Below are 17,255 nucleotides of genomic sequence, written 5' to 3'. Positions count from 1 at the left end.
GGGAGGTGTCGACTGCATGATGCACGTAGTGTGGCGGTATTGCGTACGCATGCAAAATGCCGCGCCGTGCTCAGTCAACTCAGCGGCCGCTTCAACCGCCGGCTGCTGCGCCGGCGACGAACGTATTGCGGTCGCTTAAAAAGCGCGCGGGCGGCGGCCTTGCATCGCCGTCGCCCGCGCTGTTTTATCGATGCCCCGCACTCGCGCGTGGCAGGTCTTGGCTCAAAGCGCGGCCGCGAGCTCCGCGGCTTCACGTATGGCCCGTTTGGCGTCGAGTTCGGCGGCCAGCTGTGCGCCGCCGATTACGTGGGTCTTGACGCCGCGCGCGCCGAGCGTGTCGGCGAGTTCGCGCCGCGTCTGCTGACCGGCACAGATGACCACCGTATCCACGTCCAGCACCCGGGACTGATCGTCGACTCGAATATGCAGCCCGGCATCGTCGATACGCTCGTAGGTGACGCCGCCCATCATGTGCACGCCCTTGTGCTTGAGCGAGGCGCGATGGGCCCAGCCGCTGGTCTTGCCCAGCCCCTTGCCGGGTTTGGCGTCGGTACGCTGCAACAGCCAGACCTCGCGCGGCGAGGGTTCCGGGTCCGGCTTAATGAGCCCGGCTTCATGGGTCAGGGTCGGGTCTACCCCCCATTCATCGAAGAATTTCTGTTTGTCCTCGGCCGGCGAAGGACGTGTATGGGTGAGAAATTCGCTTACGTCGAACCCGATACCGCCCGCGCCGATTACGGCAACGCGGCGTCCGGCCTCCACGCGGCCGGTGATTATATCGATATACGAGGCCACGCTTGGGTGCTCGATACCCTCGATCGCCGGGGTACGCGGGTTCACGCCGGTGGCGATCACGCGTTCGTCGAAGCCCATCGCGAGCAGATCGTCGGCATCTACGAGCGTATTCAGCCGGATATCCACGCCGAGCAGTTCCAGTTTGCGCGCGTAGTAGCGCAGCGTTTCGTAGAACTCTTCCTTACCGGGGATACGCTTGGCCATGTTGAACTGGCCCCCAATTTCGCTGGCGCTGTCGAACAGCGTAACCCGATGGCCGCGTTCGGCCAGCCGCGTCGCGGCTTCCAAACCCGCCGGGCCGGCGCCCACCACGGCGATATCGCGGATTTTTTTTGCCGGGCCGAAATTGAGCTTGGTTTCATGGCCCGCCCGCGGGTTGACCAGACAGCTCGCGCGCTTCCATTGAAAAGTGTGATCGAGACAGGCCTGGTTGCAGGCGATACAGGTATTGATTTCGTCAACGCGGGCGCTGGCCGCCTTGTTGACGAACTCCGGGTCGGCCAGGAACGGGCGCGCCATCGACACCATGTCGGCGGTGCCATCGGCCAGCAGCGATTCGGCCACGTCCGGCATGTTGATACGGTTGGTGGTGCACAGGGGCAGGGCGACTTCGCCCTTGAGCTTTTTCGTCACCCAGGCAAAGGCGGCCCGGGGCACGCGTGTCACGATTGTGGGGATACGGGCCTCGTGCCAGCCGATGCCGGTATTGATAATCGTCGCGCCCGCGGCCTCCACGGCCTTGGCCAGGCGTACGATTTCTTCCCAGCGCTGGCCGTTTTCCACCAGGTCCAGCATCGACAGGCGATAGATGAGGATGAAATCGGGCCCGAGGGCCTTGCGGATGCCCTCGACGATCTCGACCGCGATCCGCTGACGGTTCTCGACGCTGCCGCCATATTCATCGTCGCGGTCGTTGACGCGCTCCACGAGGAACTGGTTGATCAGATAGCCTTCCGAGCCCATCACCTCCACACCGTCGTAGCCGGCCTCGCGCGCGAGCTCGGCACAACGGATATAGTCGCGAATGGTGTTCTTGACCCCCTGGGTGGTCAGTCTTTTCGGCTTGTAGGGCGTGATCGGCGACTTGCGATCGGACGCCGACACGATGAACGGGTGATAGCCGTAGCGGCCGGCATGCAGGATCTGCATGCAGATCTTGCCGCCCTCGGCATGCACCGCGCGGGTGATCTTGCGGTGTGGCCAGACATGCAGGCGATGCGACATCTGCCCGGCCATCGGCGAGACCCAGCCGGCCACGTTCGGCGCGATGCCGCCGGTGACGATCAAGCCAACGCCGCCCGCCGCACGCTCGGCAAAATAGGCCGCCAATTCGTCGTAATGCCAGAAGAAATCCTCCATGCCGGTATGCATGGATCCCATCAGCACGCGGTTCTTGAGCTGGGTAAAGCCCAGGTCCAATGGTTCGAACAGTTTTGGGTAATCGATATTATTCATCGTCTTCCTCGAAGGCCGTCGCACGGCGATTATATCGGGGGTTGATCGGTAACCGGGATCACCGTGATGTTTGCGCTCTGCGGCGAAGGAACGATTGTCGTCGTGGCATCGCTATGCCAGTGTCGGCTCGAAAGGAGAGTGCGGCATGGTGTCAATAGAATCGCACGTCAAGGAGATCGAGCGCGTTACAGCCGGCACGTCCAGCGGGCGCGACACGGCCGTGGTGCAATCGTGGCGCCGCTGCGTGAACGATTACCGGCTGGACCCGGCCAACGCCCGGGACGCCTATATCGTTCCGCAGGCACGCCTGCGCGAGCATCAGGAACAGGCCGAAGCGTTGATTCGTATCAGCCGCGCCGGCCTGGCATCGCTGTTCGATCAGGTTGCAGCCGATGACTACGTGCTGCTGCTATCCGATGCCCGGGGCGTCGCGGTGGATTATCTCGGCCATCCGCGCCTGGATCGCGAACTGCGCGATGCCGGGCTCTATCTGGGGGCGGAATGGTCGGAAAGCCGGGCGGGCACCTGTGCGGTTGGGGCCTGTCTGGTCAGCGGCGAAGCGGTGACGATCCACCAGGATGACCACTTCGACCCGACCCATACCCCGCTGACCTGCACCGCCGCGCCCATCTTCGACACCCAGGGCGAATTGGCGGCGGTACTGGATATGTCGCAGCTGCGCTCACCGGCACCCAAAAGCAGCCAGCGGCTGGCGCTGCATCTGGCCAAGGCCACGGCACGGCGTATCGAGATGGCGAACCTCGTGGCGCGAACCGGCGACGAGTGGGTGCTGAGGCTTTCGCGCACGCCGGATTTCCTCGACACCGCCCCCGACGCAGCCCTGTCGCTCGACGGCGCCGGGCGTATTTCCGGCGTCACCGGCAGTGGGCTCGCCGCCCTGGAGCGCAGGCTCGGCTGGCCGATCGGTGCGCCTCGGGCATTGATTGGCCGCCCCATTTCTTCGCTGTTCGATATCGGTATCGACGACTTGCCCGCGTTCATGCGCGGTCAGCCGCCCGGTGACCGCCTGCTGCATGCCAACGGCCGACCCTTGCTGTTTGCCAGCGCCATGTCGCCCGCCGACGGTGACCGCTTGGCCAGCTCAGCTAGACCGGCCAGACCGCGGTCGTGGCTCGATTCGACCGCCACGCAGCGGCAGAGCGATGCGCGCGTACAGGCCGTGCAACAGCATGCCGCAAAGCTGGCGAAACGCCGTATTCCGATCCTCATTCAGGGCGAAACCGGCACGGGCAAGGAAGTGCTAGCCCGGGCCATTCATGCCGACTGTAACGAGGGCGGGCGCTTCGTGGCCGTCAATTGCGCGGCGATTCCCGAACACCTCATCGAGTCCGAGCTGTTTGGGCATGTACCCCATGCCTTCACCGGCGCGGCCCGCAAGGGCCGAACCGGGCTTATCGAATCCGCCCAGGGCGGCACCTTGTTTCTCGACGAAATCGGCGATATGCCGTTATCGCTTCAAACACGCTTGCTGCGCGTGCTCGCAGAGAGCGAAGTCGTACCGGTCGGCGGCGTCGAGCCCCGGCCGGTCGAACTACGGCTGATATCGGCCACCCATCAGGCCTTGGAAACCCGGCTGGCCGAAGGGCGTTTTCGCGAGGATCTCTACTACCGGCTGAATGCCGCGACGTTGCACCTGCCGGCGCTGCGCGAACGCAGCGATCTCGATGCGTTGCTGGGCGAACTGCTCGTCGACATTGGGAATCGTTATAACGCGCATTATCAGATCGAACCGAAGGCGCGGCGACTGCTTCACACCTATCGTTGGCCGGGCAATGTTCGCGAGCTGCGCAACGCCTTGGAAGTAGCAAGCGCACTATGCGACAACGGCATGATCCGCCGCGAACACCTGCCTGAGGCAATCCGCCAGCCTGCCGGTGGCGATCCCCGCGCGCTGCTGCACCAACTTGAACAGTGCCAGGGCAACGTCTCGGCGCTGGCCCGCGAGCTGGGCGTCAATCGCTCTACCGTACATCGCTGGCTCAGACGCGCTCGAAGCTGACCGCCTGTCGCCCCACCTGTGGCAATACCTGTTGCACCGCATGCGTTACACCGCCCGCACATCGGGCGCTAACGTAAGCTAAAACAAGGCGTTAAACGAACGGCACGGCTCTTGCTCCAGTGGCTACAACCGCCGTTGGAGGGCCAAGAACAGGTACAGAAGAGATGCCATTGGGAAACAGCGCGGCGCTGGCCGGGCGGCGGCCTGCGTTTGCCCGGCGACCCGTACGCCACGGCGTGCCCACGGCAATTGCCCTCGACGACGGTTTTCACCGTAGTTCAGACCATAAAAACGGGGCCAATCGAACGCCCTTTAACCGTCCCGAAAAATGCAAGGAGGAGAGTCCATGCTGGACACAACCGTGGCCGTAGAAGCCAACAACGTACTCAACCGTCTCGACGAAGCACTGACACAAAATGATATCGAGGCGGCCCTCGAACTGTTCGCCGATGAGTGCTATTGGCGGGATATGCTCGCTTTCACGTGGAACATCAAGACCGCGGAGGGCAAAAACGGCATCCGCGATATGCTGTCCGAGTGCCTCGAACAGGCCCAGCCGCACGGCTGGGCGCTCGATGCGCGCGAATCGGTGACCGAAACCGATGGCGTGATCGAAGCGTGGTTCGAGTTCGAAACCGAGGTTGCCCGCGGCAGCGGATTCATGCGCATCCGGGACGGCCTGATCTGGACGCTGCTCACCACGATGGACGAGCTCAAGGGGTATGAAGAGGCCACCGGCACAGCCCGGCCGCTGGGCGCGAAACACGGCGACGATCAGGGCAAGCCTACCTGGAAGGAAGAACGCGACCATGAGCTGGCATCGCTCGGGGTGGATACCCAGCCTTACGTGCTGATCATTGGCGGCGGGCAGGGCGGTATTGCCCTCGGCGCGCGTTTGCGCCAGCTCGGGGTGCCGGCCTTGATTATCGAGAAGAACGAACGTGCCGGCGACTCATGGCGCAAGCGCTACAAGTCGCTATGCCTGCACGATCCGGTCTGGTACGACCATCTGCCCTATATCAAATTCCCGCGCAACTGGCCGGTTTTCGCGCCGAAGGACAAGATCGGCGACTGGCTTGAGATGTACGCGCGTGTCATGGAACTCAACTACTGGGGCTCCACCGAAGCACGCCGGGCGAGCTACGACGAAGCCTCCGGTACCTGGACGGTCGAGGTCGAACGCGACGGGCAAACCATTACCCTCAAGCCCCGCCAGCTGGTGCTGGCCACCGGAATGTCTGCCAAGGCGAACGTACCGGATATCGAAGGCCAGGATGTCTTTACCGGCATTCAGCAGCATTCCTCGGAACACCCGGGGCCGGACGGCATGACGAATAAAAAGGTGGCCGTGATCGGCTCCAACAATTCGGCCCACGATATCTGTGCCGCGCTGGCGGAAAACGGCGGCGATGTCACCATGATTCAGCGTTCGTCCACGCATATCTCGCGCTCCGAATCATTGATGAAGTATGCGCTGGGGCCGCTCTATTCGGAGGAGGCGCTCGCCAACGGGATTACCACCGAGAAGGCGGATATGTTGTTCGCCTCCATCCCCTACGCGATTCTGGCCGATTTCCAGAAGCCGCTGTTCGACGAGATACGTCGGGTCGACGCCGACTTCTATAACCAGCTCGAAAAGGCCGGCTTCATGCTCGATTTCGGCGCCGATGACTCGGGCCTGTTCATGAAGTATCTGCGCCGGGCATCCGGCTATTACATCGACGTCGGCGCCTCGCAGATGATTATCGACGGCCGTATCAAACTCGAAAGCGGGGCCGAAGTGGCCCGCCTGACCGAAAACAGCGTCCAGCTCGAAGATGGGCGAGAAATCCCGGCCGACGTCGTGATCTATGCGACCGGCTACGGATCCATGAACGGTTGGGCGGCGGACCTGATTTCCCAAGAGGTGGCCGACAAAGTCGGCAAGGTCTGGGGCCTGGGCTCTGACACGCCCAAGGATCCGGGGCCGTGGGAGGGCGAACAGCGCAATATGTGGAAGCCCACACAGCAAGAAGCGCTCTGGTTCCATGGGGGGAACCTAGCCCAATCAAGGTTTTATTCGCACTTTCTTGCGCTGCAGCTCAAGGCGCGAATGGAAGGCATCGATACGCCGGTTTACGGGCAACAACCGGCCCATCACCGAAGTTAGAATTCACTTGAACTATTAATCCAGTGTAAAACGGCTGACTGAGTCAGCTGTCGGTTACCAACGCCATCGGGAGAAACGCCGGCATCTGTCCGTCGTCTCTCTCGATGGCGTCACAGCCGCTGGCCGCAGTGCGAATGCTCTCGAACAAGCGCATTATGAACCAGAAAATCATCGATTTATGGCGGGTTAATTAAAGCGGTTTCGGCCCCTTGTTCATAATTTCATGCAGGTCGATAGTCGGGGCGTTCGCACCGACGCTCGATCGATGTGTTGCGCGCAATAATATACCCGGCCATACCCCTAAACGCGCTAAGTCGGCGTATCCACTGCCTATCTACGGTAAACTTCGGTTTGTTATCGAAGAGAACGTAGCGCATGACCGAATTTTCGGTTGTAGAGAAGCGAGCGCGCGAGCGCGTGGGAGGCGTCGACGCGCTCGAGTCCCGCCTGATCCGGCCCGAACCACCGGAGTCGCTCGCCATGATCGGCGACGATCGTTACTTGTCGGTCATGAATCGCCGGATATTCCGGGCCGGGCTGACACACCGCCTCGTCGATGCGCGCTGGCCGGCGTTCGAGATTGCGTTCGCCGATTTCAACGTCGATACGGTCGCCGCTTTTGACGATACCGACCTGCAACGTCTGGCCCGTGATGAAGCACTGATTCGTCACCGCAAGAAAATCTTCGCGGTTCGCGATAACGCGATCGCGATGCAGGCGATCATTGCCGAATTCGGCAGTTTCGGCGTTTGGCTGGCGGATTGGGCAGAGGATGAAACCGTTGAGTTGTGGCTGGAACTGCGCACACGCTTCACCCAGTTGGGCGGGAATTCGGCGCCGGCATTTCTTCGCATGTGCGGCAAGGACACGTTCCTTCTCACCAACTGGGTCGTGCGGGCGCTGGATGAATGGGGCGTCTATCGCGGACGTACGAGCAGCCGCGCCGCGCTCATGCAAATTCAACGGGTATTTGATACCTGGCATCAGGAGAGTGAACGACCGCTATGCCAAATCAGCCAAATACTCGCATTATCAATAGATTAGAGCGTATATCGAATGTCGGTTAAAGGTTTTGTTCGGAATGTGTTTTTGGCGGCGTTGTGCGTAACGGCCGTGGTCCTGGTATCGGGTTGCGGACAGGGCGCGACAAACGCGGTTACGGTCACCGGCGTGCTTGACCTCGGCGGCGCGGATGCGTTGCCCGAAAAAGCCACCGCGCGTATCAGCATATTCGAGCAACGGCCGGGCGGGGGCGAGAAGCGGATTGTCGCCGAGCGCACCCTGCACGATTTGGAAAGTAAGTCGATCAAATTCACGGTCGATATCGAGCGTGATCTCATTGATCCCGACGGCGATTACCGCCTGCGTGGCGAGATTCTCTCGGCCGAGGGCGCGATCCTTTGGCATTCAGAAAACGTGCGACAAATCAGTCCGTCGCAAGCGGAATCGGAGGTTCGACTTGAACTGGTGCCGAACGCGAGCGATGCCGATCTCAGCTTCGAGCAGTTTCGTTGCGACGATGGTTTTCACTTCGCGGCGGCGATACGCCCGGAGCGCGTAGTGGTGCGTCTGGGCAACCGACGGTTGGGCATGCCGGCGACAGAGCGTAGCGATACGTTCCAGGGTGAGCACGGCAATCAGCTCGTGCGAAACGCGCAGGCCATCGAGGTCCGTATCGATGACAGCGCGCACAAGAACTGTTCGGTGGTTGCCAACCAGTCGCCGCCCGCGACCGATGAAGCATCGTCGGAACCGCAGACCGAGCCGTCCAGCCCGGTTAAGAACGAGCACGAGACCTCTGCGGGCCAAGAACGCGCCGAACAAGACACAAGCAACTGAATCGGGCGGGCCGAGCGCTATAGGTTGGCGAGGTCGCCAGTCGCGTTAAGCCCATCGGCAGCATAGGAATGCCTTTCGGATAGGGCGCCCAGCTATACTCGCGCGGCGCGTCGGGCCGTTATGATAATCGTCGGCGTTGGAAACGAGGCGGGCTGACGCTTGGGGAGCAGGCGTGAGCACGCCTGTGCTGCGGCAGCGCAGCACCTTTCAGGGGGAACGGATGATTAGCGACGTCGAACGCGGTATATGGCTATCGCGCTCCGGGGCCTTGGTGCTGTATCTCGTGCTCTCCAGCTTGCTGCTGGCGTGCGGCAGCGACCAAGAGCAGGCACCGCCAGAACCGAAGCCCATTACCTGGGCGATCGCGCAAACCGCCGAGAACGGCCACACGCGTTCGATTAGCGGCGTGCTGCAAACACCTCAGCGCGCGCCGATGGCGTTTGAGGTGCCAGGACGCGTGGCTAGCGTGAATGTCGAAACCGGCGGCGTATTCGAACGCGGCGATGTATTGGCTGCGCTCAACGACCGCAGTTATTCGCTCACGCTGGCTCAGCGCAAGGCCGAGCTGGCAGAAGCGCGCGCGGCGAGCGAACTTTCCCGAACTCGGTTTGAAAGAGCGCGTGCACTGCGTGAATCCAACGCGATTTCGCAGGCCCAGTACGACAGTGATGCCGCCACGCTTGCGAGCGACCGCAGTCGGGTGGACACGGCACAGGCGCGCGTCGATATCGCAGCGAAGGATCTGTCGGATACCCGTCTGATCGCGCCTTATGATGGCACCGTCGCCCGGCGGCACATCGAACCCGCCCAGCGCGTGCCGGCGGGAGAAACCGCGCTCGAGATCCAGAGCCGCGACGATGGCATGGAAGTCGTGGTGTCGGCACCTGAGACATTGATCAACCGCCTCGACCGCGATGCAATGCATATCGTGACTCTCGCGGTGACACCGCGGAGCGCGATGATGGCGAAAATCACTGAAGTGGGCACGGACGCCGGTGATCGCAACGCCTATCCGGTCACACTGGCCATACCCGAGCCGATTGCATCCGCCCGCGCCGGCATGACGGCCGAAGTGACTTTGCGCCTTGTCGCTGATGTGGGTGACGCGTCGGACCGGCAGGACAACATCGAAATCCCGGTCACCGCATTCGCACAGGGCGCGGATCGACAGACGTTCGTTTATGTCGTAAATGAAAGCGACCGCCTCGAGCGCCGTGGCGTAACCGTGGTCGATATCAGTGGCGACAAGGCGCTGGTGGCTGACGGTCTTCGGGTGGGTGAGATCGTCGCCAGCCAGGGCGTGGCGTTCTTGCACGAAGGTCAGGCAGTCACCCGTATCGGCGTGGGCCCGCGCCAGTTCAACGAATAACGCGCGCCATGAACATCAGCCAGCTCGCGCTTCGCTATTGGCCGGTGGTGCTGATGCTCGTCGTGGTGGCCACCGCGGCCGGCGTTTTGAGCTATTTCTCGCTGCCGACTCGGGAAGACCCGGAGATCACTATCCGTGAGGCCGTGGTCACCACGCATTTCGAAGGCCTGTCCGCCGAGCGTGTCGAGTTGTTGATCACGAAGACGCTCGAAGAAGCGATTCGCCAGGTGCCGGAGGTCGAGCAGATTCGAAGCACGTCCATGCCCGGCACGTCGATCATCCACGTTGAAGTTCAGGACCAGTATTTCGACCTGGAGCAAATCTGGGACGAAATGCGCCACAAGATCGAAGCCGTGCGCGACGACTTGCCGCAGGGTGCGTCCAAGCCGCAGGTTAACGACGATTTCGGCGACGTGGCCGTGGTGACGGCCGCGCTGACCTCCGACGATTTCAGCATGTCGCAGATGTTCGACATGGCCCAGCATATTCGCGACCGTTTATACACGGTCAAGCATACCAAGCGGGTCGATATTCTCGGGGTGCAGCCGGAACGTATCTATATCGAGACGACCAACGCCCGGCTCGCCAAGATGGGGCTGGACCCGGAACAGTTGATCGCGACGCTGGCCGATCAGAACATCATTCGTCCCGGCGGTGCGGTCGATACCGGCGGACGCCGCTTTGCCATCGAGCCGAGCGGCCAGTTCGAGGATATTGAGTCCATCCGCGAGGCGCTTATCGCGCTGCCCGATAGCGACAGCGTGGTGCCGCTTCAGGATATTGCCACGGTCGAGCGCGGCTATCTCGATCCGCCCGACCAGAAGGCCTACTACAACGGCCGGCCGGCGCTCGTGTTTTCGGTCGCAATGCTGTCCGGCAATAGCGTGATCGACTACGGCGAAGACGTTAAGCGCATGATCGCCACGCTGCAGCAGGATCTGCCGGCCGGTTACCGGCTGGATATCGCCACGTTCCAGGCCGAGCAGGTGGCCAACACGGTCTACGGCGTCACCGTTAACGTGCTGCAGACGCTGGCCATCGTGCTCGCCGTCGTCATTCTGTTCCTGGGGCTGCGCACGGGCGTGATCGTGGGCTCGATCGTTCCGGCCGTGATGCTCGCAAGCCTTGCGGTGATGGGGTTTTTCGATCTTTCGCTGCAGCGCATGAGCCTGGCCACGCTCGTGATCGCGCTCGGCCTGCTGGTCGACAACGGCATCGTGATCGCCGAAGACTTCAAGCGGCGGCTGGAGGAGGGCGCCAGCCGCGACGATGCGCTCAAACAGACCGGTGATCAGATGGCGATTCCGCTGCTGTCGTCGACGCTGACCACCATTCTGGTATTCCTGCCTCTCATGCTTGCCGAACACGTCGCCGGCGAGTACACGCGTTCGATATCGCTCGTGATCCTTATTACGTTGCTGATGTCCTGGCTTCTGGCCATGGGGCTGACGCCGCTGCTGTGTTATCGCTTCATTCGTGTCGAACCCGGCCGCGGTACGGGGGCGGCGGCGGGCACGGCGCGATTCTCGGAACGCCTGTTTCGGTGTATGAACGGCCTGTATGAGAAACGGCTGCGTCGCGTCATGCAGCGCCCGGTCTTGTTCCTGCTAGCCATGCTGGTACTGCTGGTGGTGTCGGTGGTCGGCCTGAACCATGCGCCGGCGAAATTCTTTCCCGATTCCGACCGCGCGCAGATTCTCGTGTATGTCGATCGCCCGGCCGGCTCGCCGAGCACGGCCACCGACGCCGCGATCCAGCAGATGATGGCGGTTGTGGATGACGCCGAGCATTTTCCTTACGTACGCGACTTCGCTGCCTATGTCGGCTTCGGTGGGCCGCGTTTCGTGCTTTCGCTAACGCCCGTCGACCCGGCACCGTTTCGGGGCTTCATGGTCGTCAATATCGACGACTACGCGCATATGGATCGTGCGGAAGAGGAAATTCGCGCCGCGCTCAATGCCGAGGTGCCGTCGGCAAGGGCGCGCGTCAAGCGCATGTTTCTGGGGCCCAGTGATTCGAGTCAGCTGCAGATTCAGATAAAGGGCCCGGATGCCGACTATATCTACGCGCAGGCGAGTCGGATCGAGAGTCTGATGGCAACGGTGGCGCATACCATCGACGTACGCCACGACTGGGAGAACCGTATTGATGCCATTCGCGTGGATATCGACCAGGCCAGGGCGCGCCGCGCCGGCGTGACCTCGGCCGACGTCGCACGCTCCATGAGCCAGTATTTCGACGGGCGCACGATCACCGAATTTCGAGAGGGCGACGATATCTTCCCGGTCGTGCTGCGCGCGGCCGACGCTGAAAGGCACGATCTCGACCGGGTGAAGTCACTGTCGGTGTTTTCCCAGTCCCAGGGGCATAGCGTGCCGCTGGTACAAATCGCGGACTTTGAGCTCGTACCACGGTTCGGGGTGATCGCGCGCGAGGATATGGCGCGCACGGTTACCGTCGAAGCCCGCAATACGCAATTGTCGGCCGAAGACATGCTTCCGCGCCTGCAGGCCCGACTCGACGAAATCGATGCCTCGCTTGCGGCCCATCACCATATCGAGATCGACGGCGTCGTCGAGGAATCGGCCGAGGGCCAAGCCGCCTTATCCGCGAATTTCCCCCTGTGTGCGGGGGCGATGCTTTTGCTGCTGGTTATTCAGTTCAACGGCTATCGGCGGCCGTTGATCATTGTCGCAACGCTGCCGTTGCTGCTCATCGGTGCGGTGATCGGGCTGTACGTGATGCGGGCCAATTTCGGCTTTATGGAAATTCTCGGCCTGTACGCGCTCGCGGGTATTCTTCTCAATAACGGCATCGTGCTGCTCGACCAGATTGAAATAGAACGGGCCGCTGACAACACAACGGCCTACGAGGCGGTCATCTCTGCCTGCGTACGCCGTTTGCGTCCGATCATGATGACCACCATCACGACCATCCTCGGTCTGCTGCCGTTGATCATCTTTCACGACGCCTTGTTTTACGGCATGGCCAGCGTGCTGGCGTTCGGCCTGGCCGTGGGCACGCTGCTTACTCTCGGTGTCGTACCGGTGCTTTACTGCGTCGTATTTCGCGTGCGTAAACCGAATATGGCCGGGCGCGGCATCGCGCGGTGATTCCGCCGCCAGCCAGGCCTATAAGATTCCAGCGGCAGCCGGGCTGCGCATGGCGCGACGGCCTGCCGATACAGACCGCATGAAAACGAGTATCAATTACTTCGCCATGGCCTTGGCGGTCGCGGCGGGCGTGTATGTCGGCAATCTGGCAACGGACTTCACACGGCTTTGGGTCACCACATCGATGCTGTCCAAGGCGATCGGCGAAGGGCCGTCGTTCACGGTAAACGCACCGCCAGGGTCCGCCGTTACGGCCGGCCGCGATTACCGCGAGCAGGTTGCCAGGGAAAGTCGCCAACAGACGGCACACGAACAGCGCCAGCGCTCCGACCAGATGCTCGAGCAACGCAAGACGTCGCCCGATGGTCGTCGTCTGTATGTGCAATGCGACATGTGGCAGCGCAACTCCGACAAGACACCGACGGATACCACGCGGCGATACGCGGATTTCTATTGCCGTCAGTATCGTCAGTACCTGAACACCGGTGTGATAACGAACGACAAGCCGCGGTCCTAGCGTGTGGGTTGCCCGAGTCGTGCCGGGTGCAGCCAACAGGCTGCAAAAGCGGATCCGCTTATCGCGTGCATGGTTGCAAGCTCGCGTGAGACCGTCACCTAGGGAAGAGGCCAACGACTAGACGACTGGCTGTGCCAGTTACAACCAGCAAAGTGTGGCGGCCTATCGTGAGATATGACTGGTCATAATGTATATTATGTTAAATCCAATACTAAGCTGACCAACGCCCTGTGTTTCGCGGATGTATTCGCACCGCCTGGCTCCTACTTCATAGAGTCGGCGATAGTCGCTTCGAATTCGTTTTCGATGCGACCGGCCAAATGGGTCGTAAACTGATTTACGACACGAGCCGCCAGAACAGGCGTGCGCGTGTCCATACAGACACGCGCTTCTGACAGTTGCGCGAGGTTCGCGACAGCCTAGCGCGCTGCAGCGATCGCCGGTCGAATTTGTGAGCCCTTACGCGACAGCAGCATCTGGGTGCCGAGGATGACCGCGGCCGCAGCCAGCACGGCCCACTGGGCGCCCATACCGCTCGCGACGCCGGCGACGAACCCCAGGATGAAAAACACGGCGACTAGCGTGGTGACCCACGACGCGACCGTCTGGCGGTGGATATTCAAAAGCATGCCATGCTCCATTGATGTGATTGACGACCGGCCCAAGCCGTTTCGGTCAGTCGGCAGCAAACTCGCCCGCAGCGCCATCTGGAGGCTGGCCACGCGCGTGCTTTCTGCCCGACGTAATTTATACAAGCACCCTATTTTACGGCCCTTGTATGACGTTCTTGACCGTTTGCGACGTTTTTTTTGAGATATTTCGCGATCGTCTAGTGCGCGCGCCGCCGCGGCCTCCAATTCATTCACGTCGCTTTAATTATTCGGCTCCGCGAACCAGCGATAAACGCTGGGCAGTACGAGCAGCGTCAACAACGTCGAGGTCACCAGGCCACCGATGACGACGGCGGCGAGCGGTCTTTGCACGTTCGAGCCAATGCCGTCGGCCAGCAACAAAGGGATCAGACCGAGGATCGCGGTGAGCGCGGTCATCAGTACTGGCCGCAGCCGATGTTCCGCGCCTGTACGCACCGCGTCATGCAAGGTGCGACCCTCGTTTCGTAACTGGTTGATATAGGCGACCATGACCACGCCGTTCTGAACTGCGACGCCGAATACGGCGATGAAGCCCACGGCCGCCGGCACGGATAAATACAGGCCGGCAACCCATAGCGTGAAGATGCCCCCGATAATTGCGAACGGGACATTGAGAAAAATCAGTGCGGCATACCGCAGGCTGGAGAATGCGCTGTAAAGCAGCAGAAAGATCAGCGCCAGCGTGACCGGAACGACCAGATAGAGCCGCTTCATCGCGCGCTGCTGATTTTCGAACTGGCCACCGAAATCTACGAAATACCCGGCCGGCAAATCGATTTCACGATCAATGCGTTGCCGCAGGTCAGTGACCACCCCGCCCATATCCCGCCCGCGCACATTCATCTGTACGAACAGTCGGCGACTGGCGTTGGCGCGCGAAATCTTTTTCGGTCCGGTCCGTATATCGATATCGGCCACCCGCGACAACGGGATCAGCGCGCCGTCGGGCGCGCGCAGACTCAGGTTTCGAATCGCGTCGATACGCGAACGCTGGTCAGGTTCCAGACGCATGAAAATATCGAAGCGCCGTACGCCGTCGAAGACCTGGCCAACCCGGGCGCCGCCGACGCCCAGCGAGAGCGTCTCGAGCACGTCGTCCACGCTGATGCCAAAACGTGCAAGCGATGCGCGATCGGGGCTTATGACAACCTGCTGCTTTCCGCCCTGCTGTTGTACCCGGACATCCACGGCACCTTTCGTATTCCGTGCAATATCGGCAACACGGGCGCCAAGGTCCGCCAACGAGTCGAGATCATCGCCAAAAATGCTCACGACCAGCTCCGCCTGGACGCCCGAGAGCAGCTCGTCGGTACGCAACTGGATGGGCTGTGAGAAATTGTTGGCGAGGCCCGGGACGCGCTGGGCCAGGCGTGCCGCCATGGCATTTTGCAGACTTTCGTAGTTATGTCCGCCCTGCCAGGTATCCAGCGGCTTCAGATTCACCGTGGTGGCGATGACATTGACCGGCTCTGGATCGCCGCCGACCTCGGCGCGGCCCACTCTAGAATAGGCACCGGTCACTTCGTCGAACGCTCGGACCGTGGCCTGTACCCGTTTTCCGTAAGCGACGGCCGAATCGAGGCTCGCCCCGGGTGGCAGCGTGGATCGAACCATGAACGTGCCCTCGCGCAGCGTGGGGAGAAACTCCGTACCCAGCCGCGGGAATACGCTCAGGCTAGCAATGAACAACAAGACGGTGATGGCGAACACGGTGCGCGGCGACGTGAGAGCGGCGTCGCGCAGCGGTCTGTAGCCGGCCTTGAGCCACGCAATCAGCCGGGGTTCGCGCAACGCGTCGGCGCGTGGAAGCACCAGTACCGCCAATACCGGAACCAGGGTGAGCGATAACAACAAGGCAGCCGCTAGGGCAAAGCTGATGGTATAGGCCATCGGTGAAAACAACTTGCCTTCCACGCCCTGCAGGGTGAACAACGGCAAGAACACCAGAATGACAATGGCCACTGCGAACACAATGGGCCGGCCGACCTCGCGCGCGGCAAGGCCCACGATACGCGCCAGGTCGGCATCGCCCTCGCCTTTGTCGCTTGCGGCGGTCTTTGCGTGTTCGCCGAGGCGGCGCACGATGTTTTCGATCATCACCACGGAGCCATCGACCATCATGCCGATCCCGATCGCCAGACCGCCCAGGCTCATCAGATTGGCGGACAGGCCCGACAGGCGCATGGCGATAAAGGCCACCAACAGGGATAACGGCACGCTCGAAACCACGATCAGCGTCGAGCGCAGATTGCCCAGAAACACATAGAGCAACCCCAGCACCAGAATCGCGCCAAGCAATAAGGCCTGGACGACCGTGCCGGTTGCCTTGTCCACGAGTTCGGCCTGGGAGTAGTACACCCGCGTGGTCATGCCTTCGGGCAGCGAATCGTTGATTTCGTCGAGCTTGGCGTTCACTCGGTGGAGCACGCGCTGGGTATCCGCACCGATGAGCTTGAGCACGTAGCCGCCCACCGACTCCTCGCCGTTGGCGATTTCGGCCCCGCGCCGGATAGCCCGGCCATAGCCCACCTCGCCGATATCCTGTACGTAAACGGGCGCGCCGTTTCGCGTGGCGATTCGAGTATTGCGTAAATCCGCCAGCCCCGCGTCACCGGCCGATACCCAGCCGTAGCCACGAACAATGTATTCCTCGCCGCCGCGTTCGATGAATGACGCGCCGACGTTGCGGTTGTTACGCGCCAGCGCAGCCCGAACATCGGCGGGCGCAAGCCCACGCGCCGTCAACGCGTCCATATCCAGTATGACCTGATACTGCTTTTCGTAGCCGCCGATCGACAGCACGCCGGTGACGCCCTCTACAGTGCGCAGTTGCGGCTTGATCAGCCAGTCCTGCGCGGTCCGTCGGTCCATGAGCGAATGATGGGCGCCCGGTTCGTTTTCGACCGAGTACATCAGGATACGGCCCAGGCCGGTGGTGATCGGTCCGAGCTGCGGCTCGCCGAGCCCGGTCGGCATTTCGCGGCGTGCGTCGGCGAGGCGTTCGTTGACCAGGCGGCGGGCAAAATAGATATCGGTGGCGTCGTCGAAATAGACGTCCACGCGTGACAGCCCGAATATCGATGTCGACTGCACCCGATCCAGCCCGGGCAGCCCATACATGCTGATTTCGATCGGATACGAGATCAGCGTTTCGATATCGACCGGTGACAACCCCGAGCTCGCGGTATAGACCTGGACCAGTGTGGGCGTGGCGTCGGGAAAGGCATCCACCGGCAGTGAGCGCAGGGAAAAGTAGCCGCCCAGGGCAAGCGCTGCGGCGGCAACCAGTACCAAAAGACGGTTCGCCATGGCCAGGCGAATGATGGCGTTGATCATGATCGGTTC

Annotated in this window: 10 protein-coding genes; 7 read left to right on the top strand and 3 right to left on the bottom strand. The window is 61.8% G+C overall.

Annotated features, from left to right (window positions below; all coding sequences use genetic code 11):
* Positions 1-222 precede the first annotated feature (222 nt).
* Positions 223-2,250 (bottom strand): oxidoreductase, encoded by a 2,028-nt coding sequence (locus C84B14_RS16115; protein ID WP_353225614.1) that lies wholly within the window; start codon positions 2,248-2,250, stop codon positions 223-225.
* Positions 2,251-2,395: 145 nt separating this feature from the next.
* Here C84B14_RS16115 and C84B14_RS16110 point away from each other — a divergent pair, with 145 nt between their 5' ends.
* The 7 genes from C84B14_RS16110 (at position 2,396) to C84B14_RS16080 (ending at position 13,257) form a co-directional block, all read left to right on the top strand.
* On the top strand, positions 2,396-4,270 hold the full coding sequence (locus C84B14_RS16110) for a sigma-54-dependent Fis family transcriptional regulator (RefSeq protein WP_353225612.1): 1,875 nt from the start codon (positions 2,396-2,398) through the stop codon (positions 4,268-4,270).
* A 346-nt stretch (positions 4,271-4,616) separates the two neighbouring features.
* Positions 4,617-6,419, top strand: a complete 1,803-nt coding sequence (locus tag C84B14_RS16105; protein WP_353225610.1) for an NAD(P)/FAD-dependent oxidoreductase — start codon at positions 4,617-4,619, stop codon at positions 6,417-6,419.
* 375 nt (positions 6,420-6,794) lie between these two features.
* Positions 6,795-7,463, top strand: a complete 669-nt coding sequence (locus tag C84B14_RS16100) for a DNA-3-methyladenine glycosylase I (protein ID WP_353225608.1) — start codon at positions 6,795-6,797, stop codon at positions 7,461-7,463.
* Positions 7,464-7,589: 126 nt separating this feature from the next.
* A complete protein-coding gene (locus C84B14_RS16095) occupies positions 7,590-8,258 on the top strand; it encodes a hypothetical protein (RefSeq protein WP_353225606.1) in 669 nt (222 codons plus the stop codon).
* A gap of 220 nt (positions 8,259-8,478) precedes the next feature.
* Complete coding sequence (locus C84B14_RS16090; RefSeq protein ID WP_353225604.1) at positions 8,479-9,627, top strand: efflux RND transporter periplasmic adaptor subunit; 1,149 nt, start codon at positions 8,479-8,481, stop codon at positions 9,625-9,627.
* Positions 9,628-9,635: 8 nt separating this feature from the next.
* Positions 9,636-12,740: an efflux RND transporter permease subunit gene (locus C84B14_RS16085; RefSeq protein WP_353225602.1), complete on the top strand. Its 3,105-nt coding sequence runs from the start codon at positions 9,636-9,638 to the stop codon at positions 12,738-12,740.
* A 79-nt stretch (positions 12,741-12,819) separates the two neighbouring features.
* A complete protein-coding gene (locus C84B14_RS16080) occupies positions 12,820-13,257 on the top strand; it encodes a hypothetical protein (RefSeq protein ID WP_353225600.1) in 438 nt (145 codons plus the stop codon).
* A gap of 419 nt (positions 13,258-13,676) precedes the next feature.
* On the opposite strand, the gene C84B14_RS16075 is transcribed toward C84B14_RS16080, so the two are convergent.
* Together C84B14_RS16075 and C84B14_RS16070 are read right to left on the bottom strand one after the other, a co-directional pair.
* Positions 13,677-14,123 (bottom strand): hypothetical protein, encoded by a 447-nt coding sequence (locus C84B14_RS16075; protein ID WP_353225598.1) that lies wholly within the window; start codon positions 14,121-14,123, stop codon positions 13,677-13,679.
* A 6-nt stretch (positions 14,124-14,129) separates the two neighbouring features.
* The gene (locus C84B14_RS16070) at positions 14,130-17,246 is read right to left on the bottom strand and encodes an efflux RND transporter permease subunit (protein WP_353225596.1); all 3,117 of its coding nucleotides are present in this window, start codon (positions 17,244-17,246) and stop codon (positions 14,130-14,132) included.
* Between the last annotated feature and the right edge of the window lie 9 nt (positions 17,247-17,255).

It is taken from the genome of Salinisphaera sp. C84B14, from assembly GCF_040361435.1.
Classification (GTDB): domain Bacteria; phylum Pseudomonadota; class Gammaproteobacteria; order Nevskiales; family Salinisphaeraceae; genus Salinisphaera.
This window is presented reverse-complemented; position numbering and strand designations above follow the sequence as displayed.

Bases quoted from the DNA above. Each gene is read 5' to 3' on its own strand.
- C84B14_RS16105 (WP_353225610.1), top strand. From the start codon at position 4,617: ATGCTGGACACAACCGTGGCCGTAGAAGCCAACAACGTACTCAACCGT.
- C84B14_RS16110 (WP_353225612.1), top strand. From the start codon at position 2,396: ATGGTGTCAATAGAATCGCACGTCAAGGAGATCGAGCGCGTTACAGCC.
- C84B14_RS16115 (WP_353225614.1), bottom strand. From the start codon at position 2,250: ATGAATAATATCGATTACCCAAAACTGTTCGAACCATTGGACCTGGGC.
- C84B14_RS16085 (WP_353225602.1), top strand. From the start codon at position 9,636: ATGAACATCAGCCAGCTCGCGCTTCGCTATTGGCCGGTGGTGCTGATG.
- C84B14_RS16100 (WP_353225608.1), top strand. From the start codon at position 6,795: ATGACCGAATTTTCGGTTGTAGAGAAGCGAGCGCGCGAGCGCGTGGGA.
- C84B14_RS16070 (WP_353225596.1), bottom strand. From the start codon at position 17,246: ATGATCAACGCCATCATTCGCCTGGCCATGGCGAACCGTCTTTTGGTA.
- C84B14_RS16080 (WP_353225600.1), top strand. From the start codon at position 12,820: ATGAAAACGAGTATCAATTACTTCGCCATGGCCTTGGCGGTCGCGGCG.
- C84B14_RS16090 (WP_353225604.1), top strand. From the start codon at position 8,479: ATGATTAGCGACGTCGAACGCGGTATATGGCTATCGCGCTCCGGGGCC.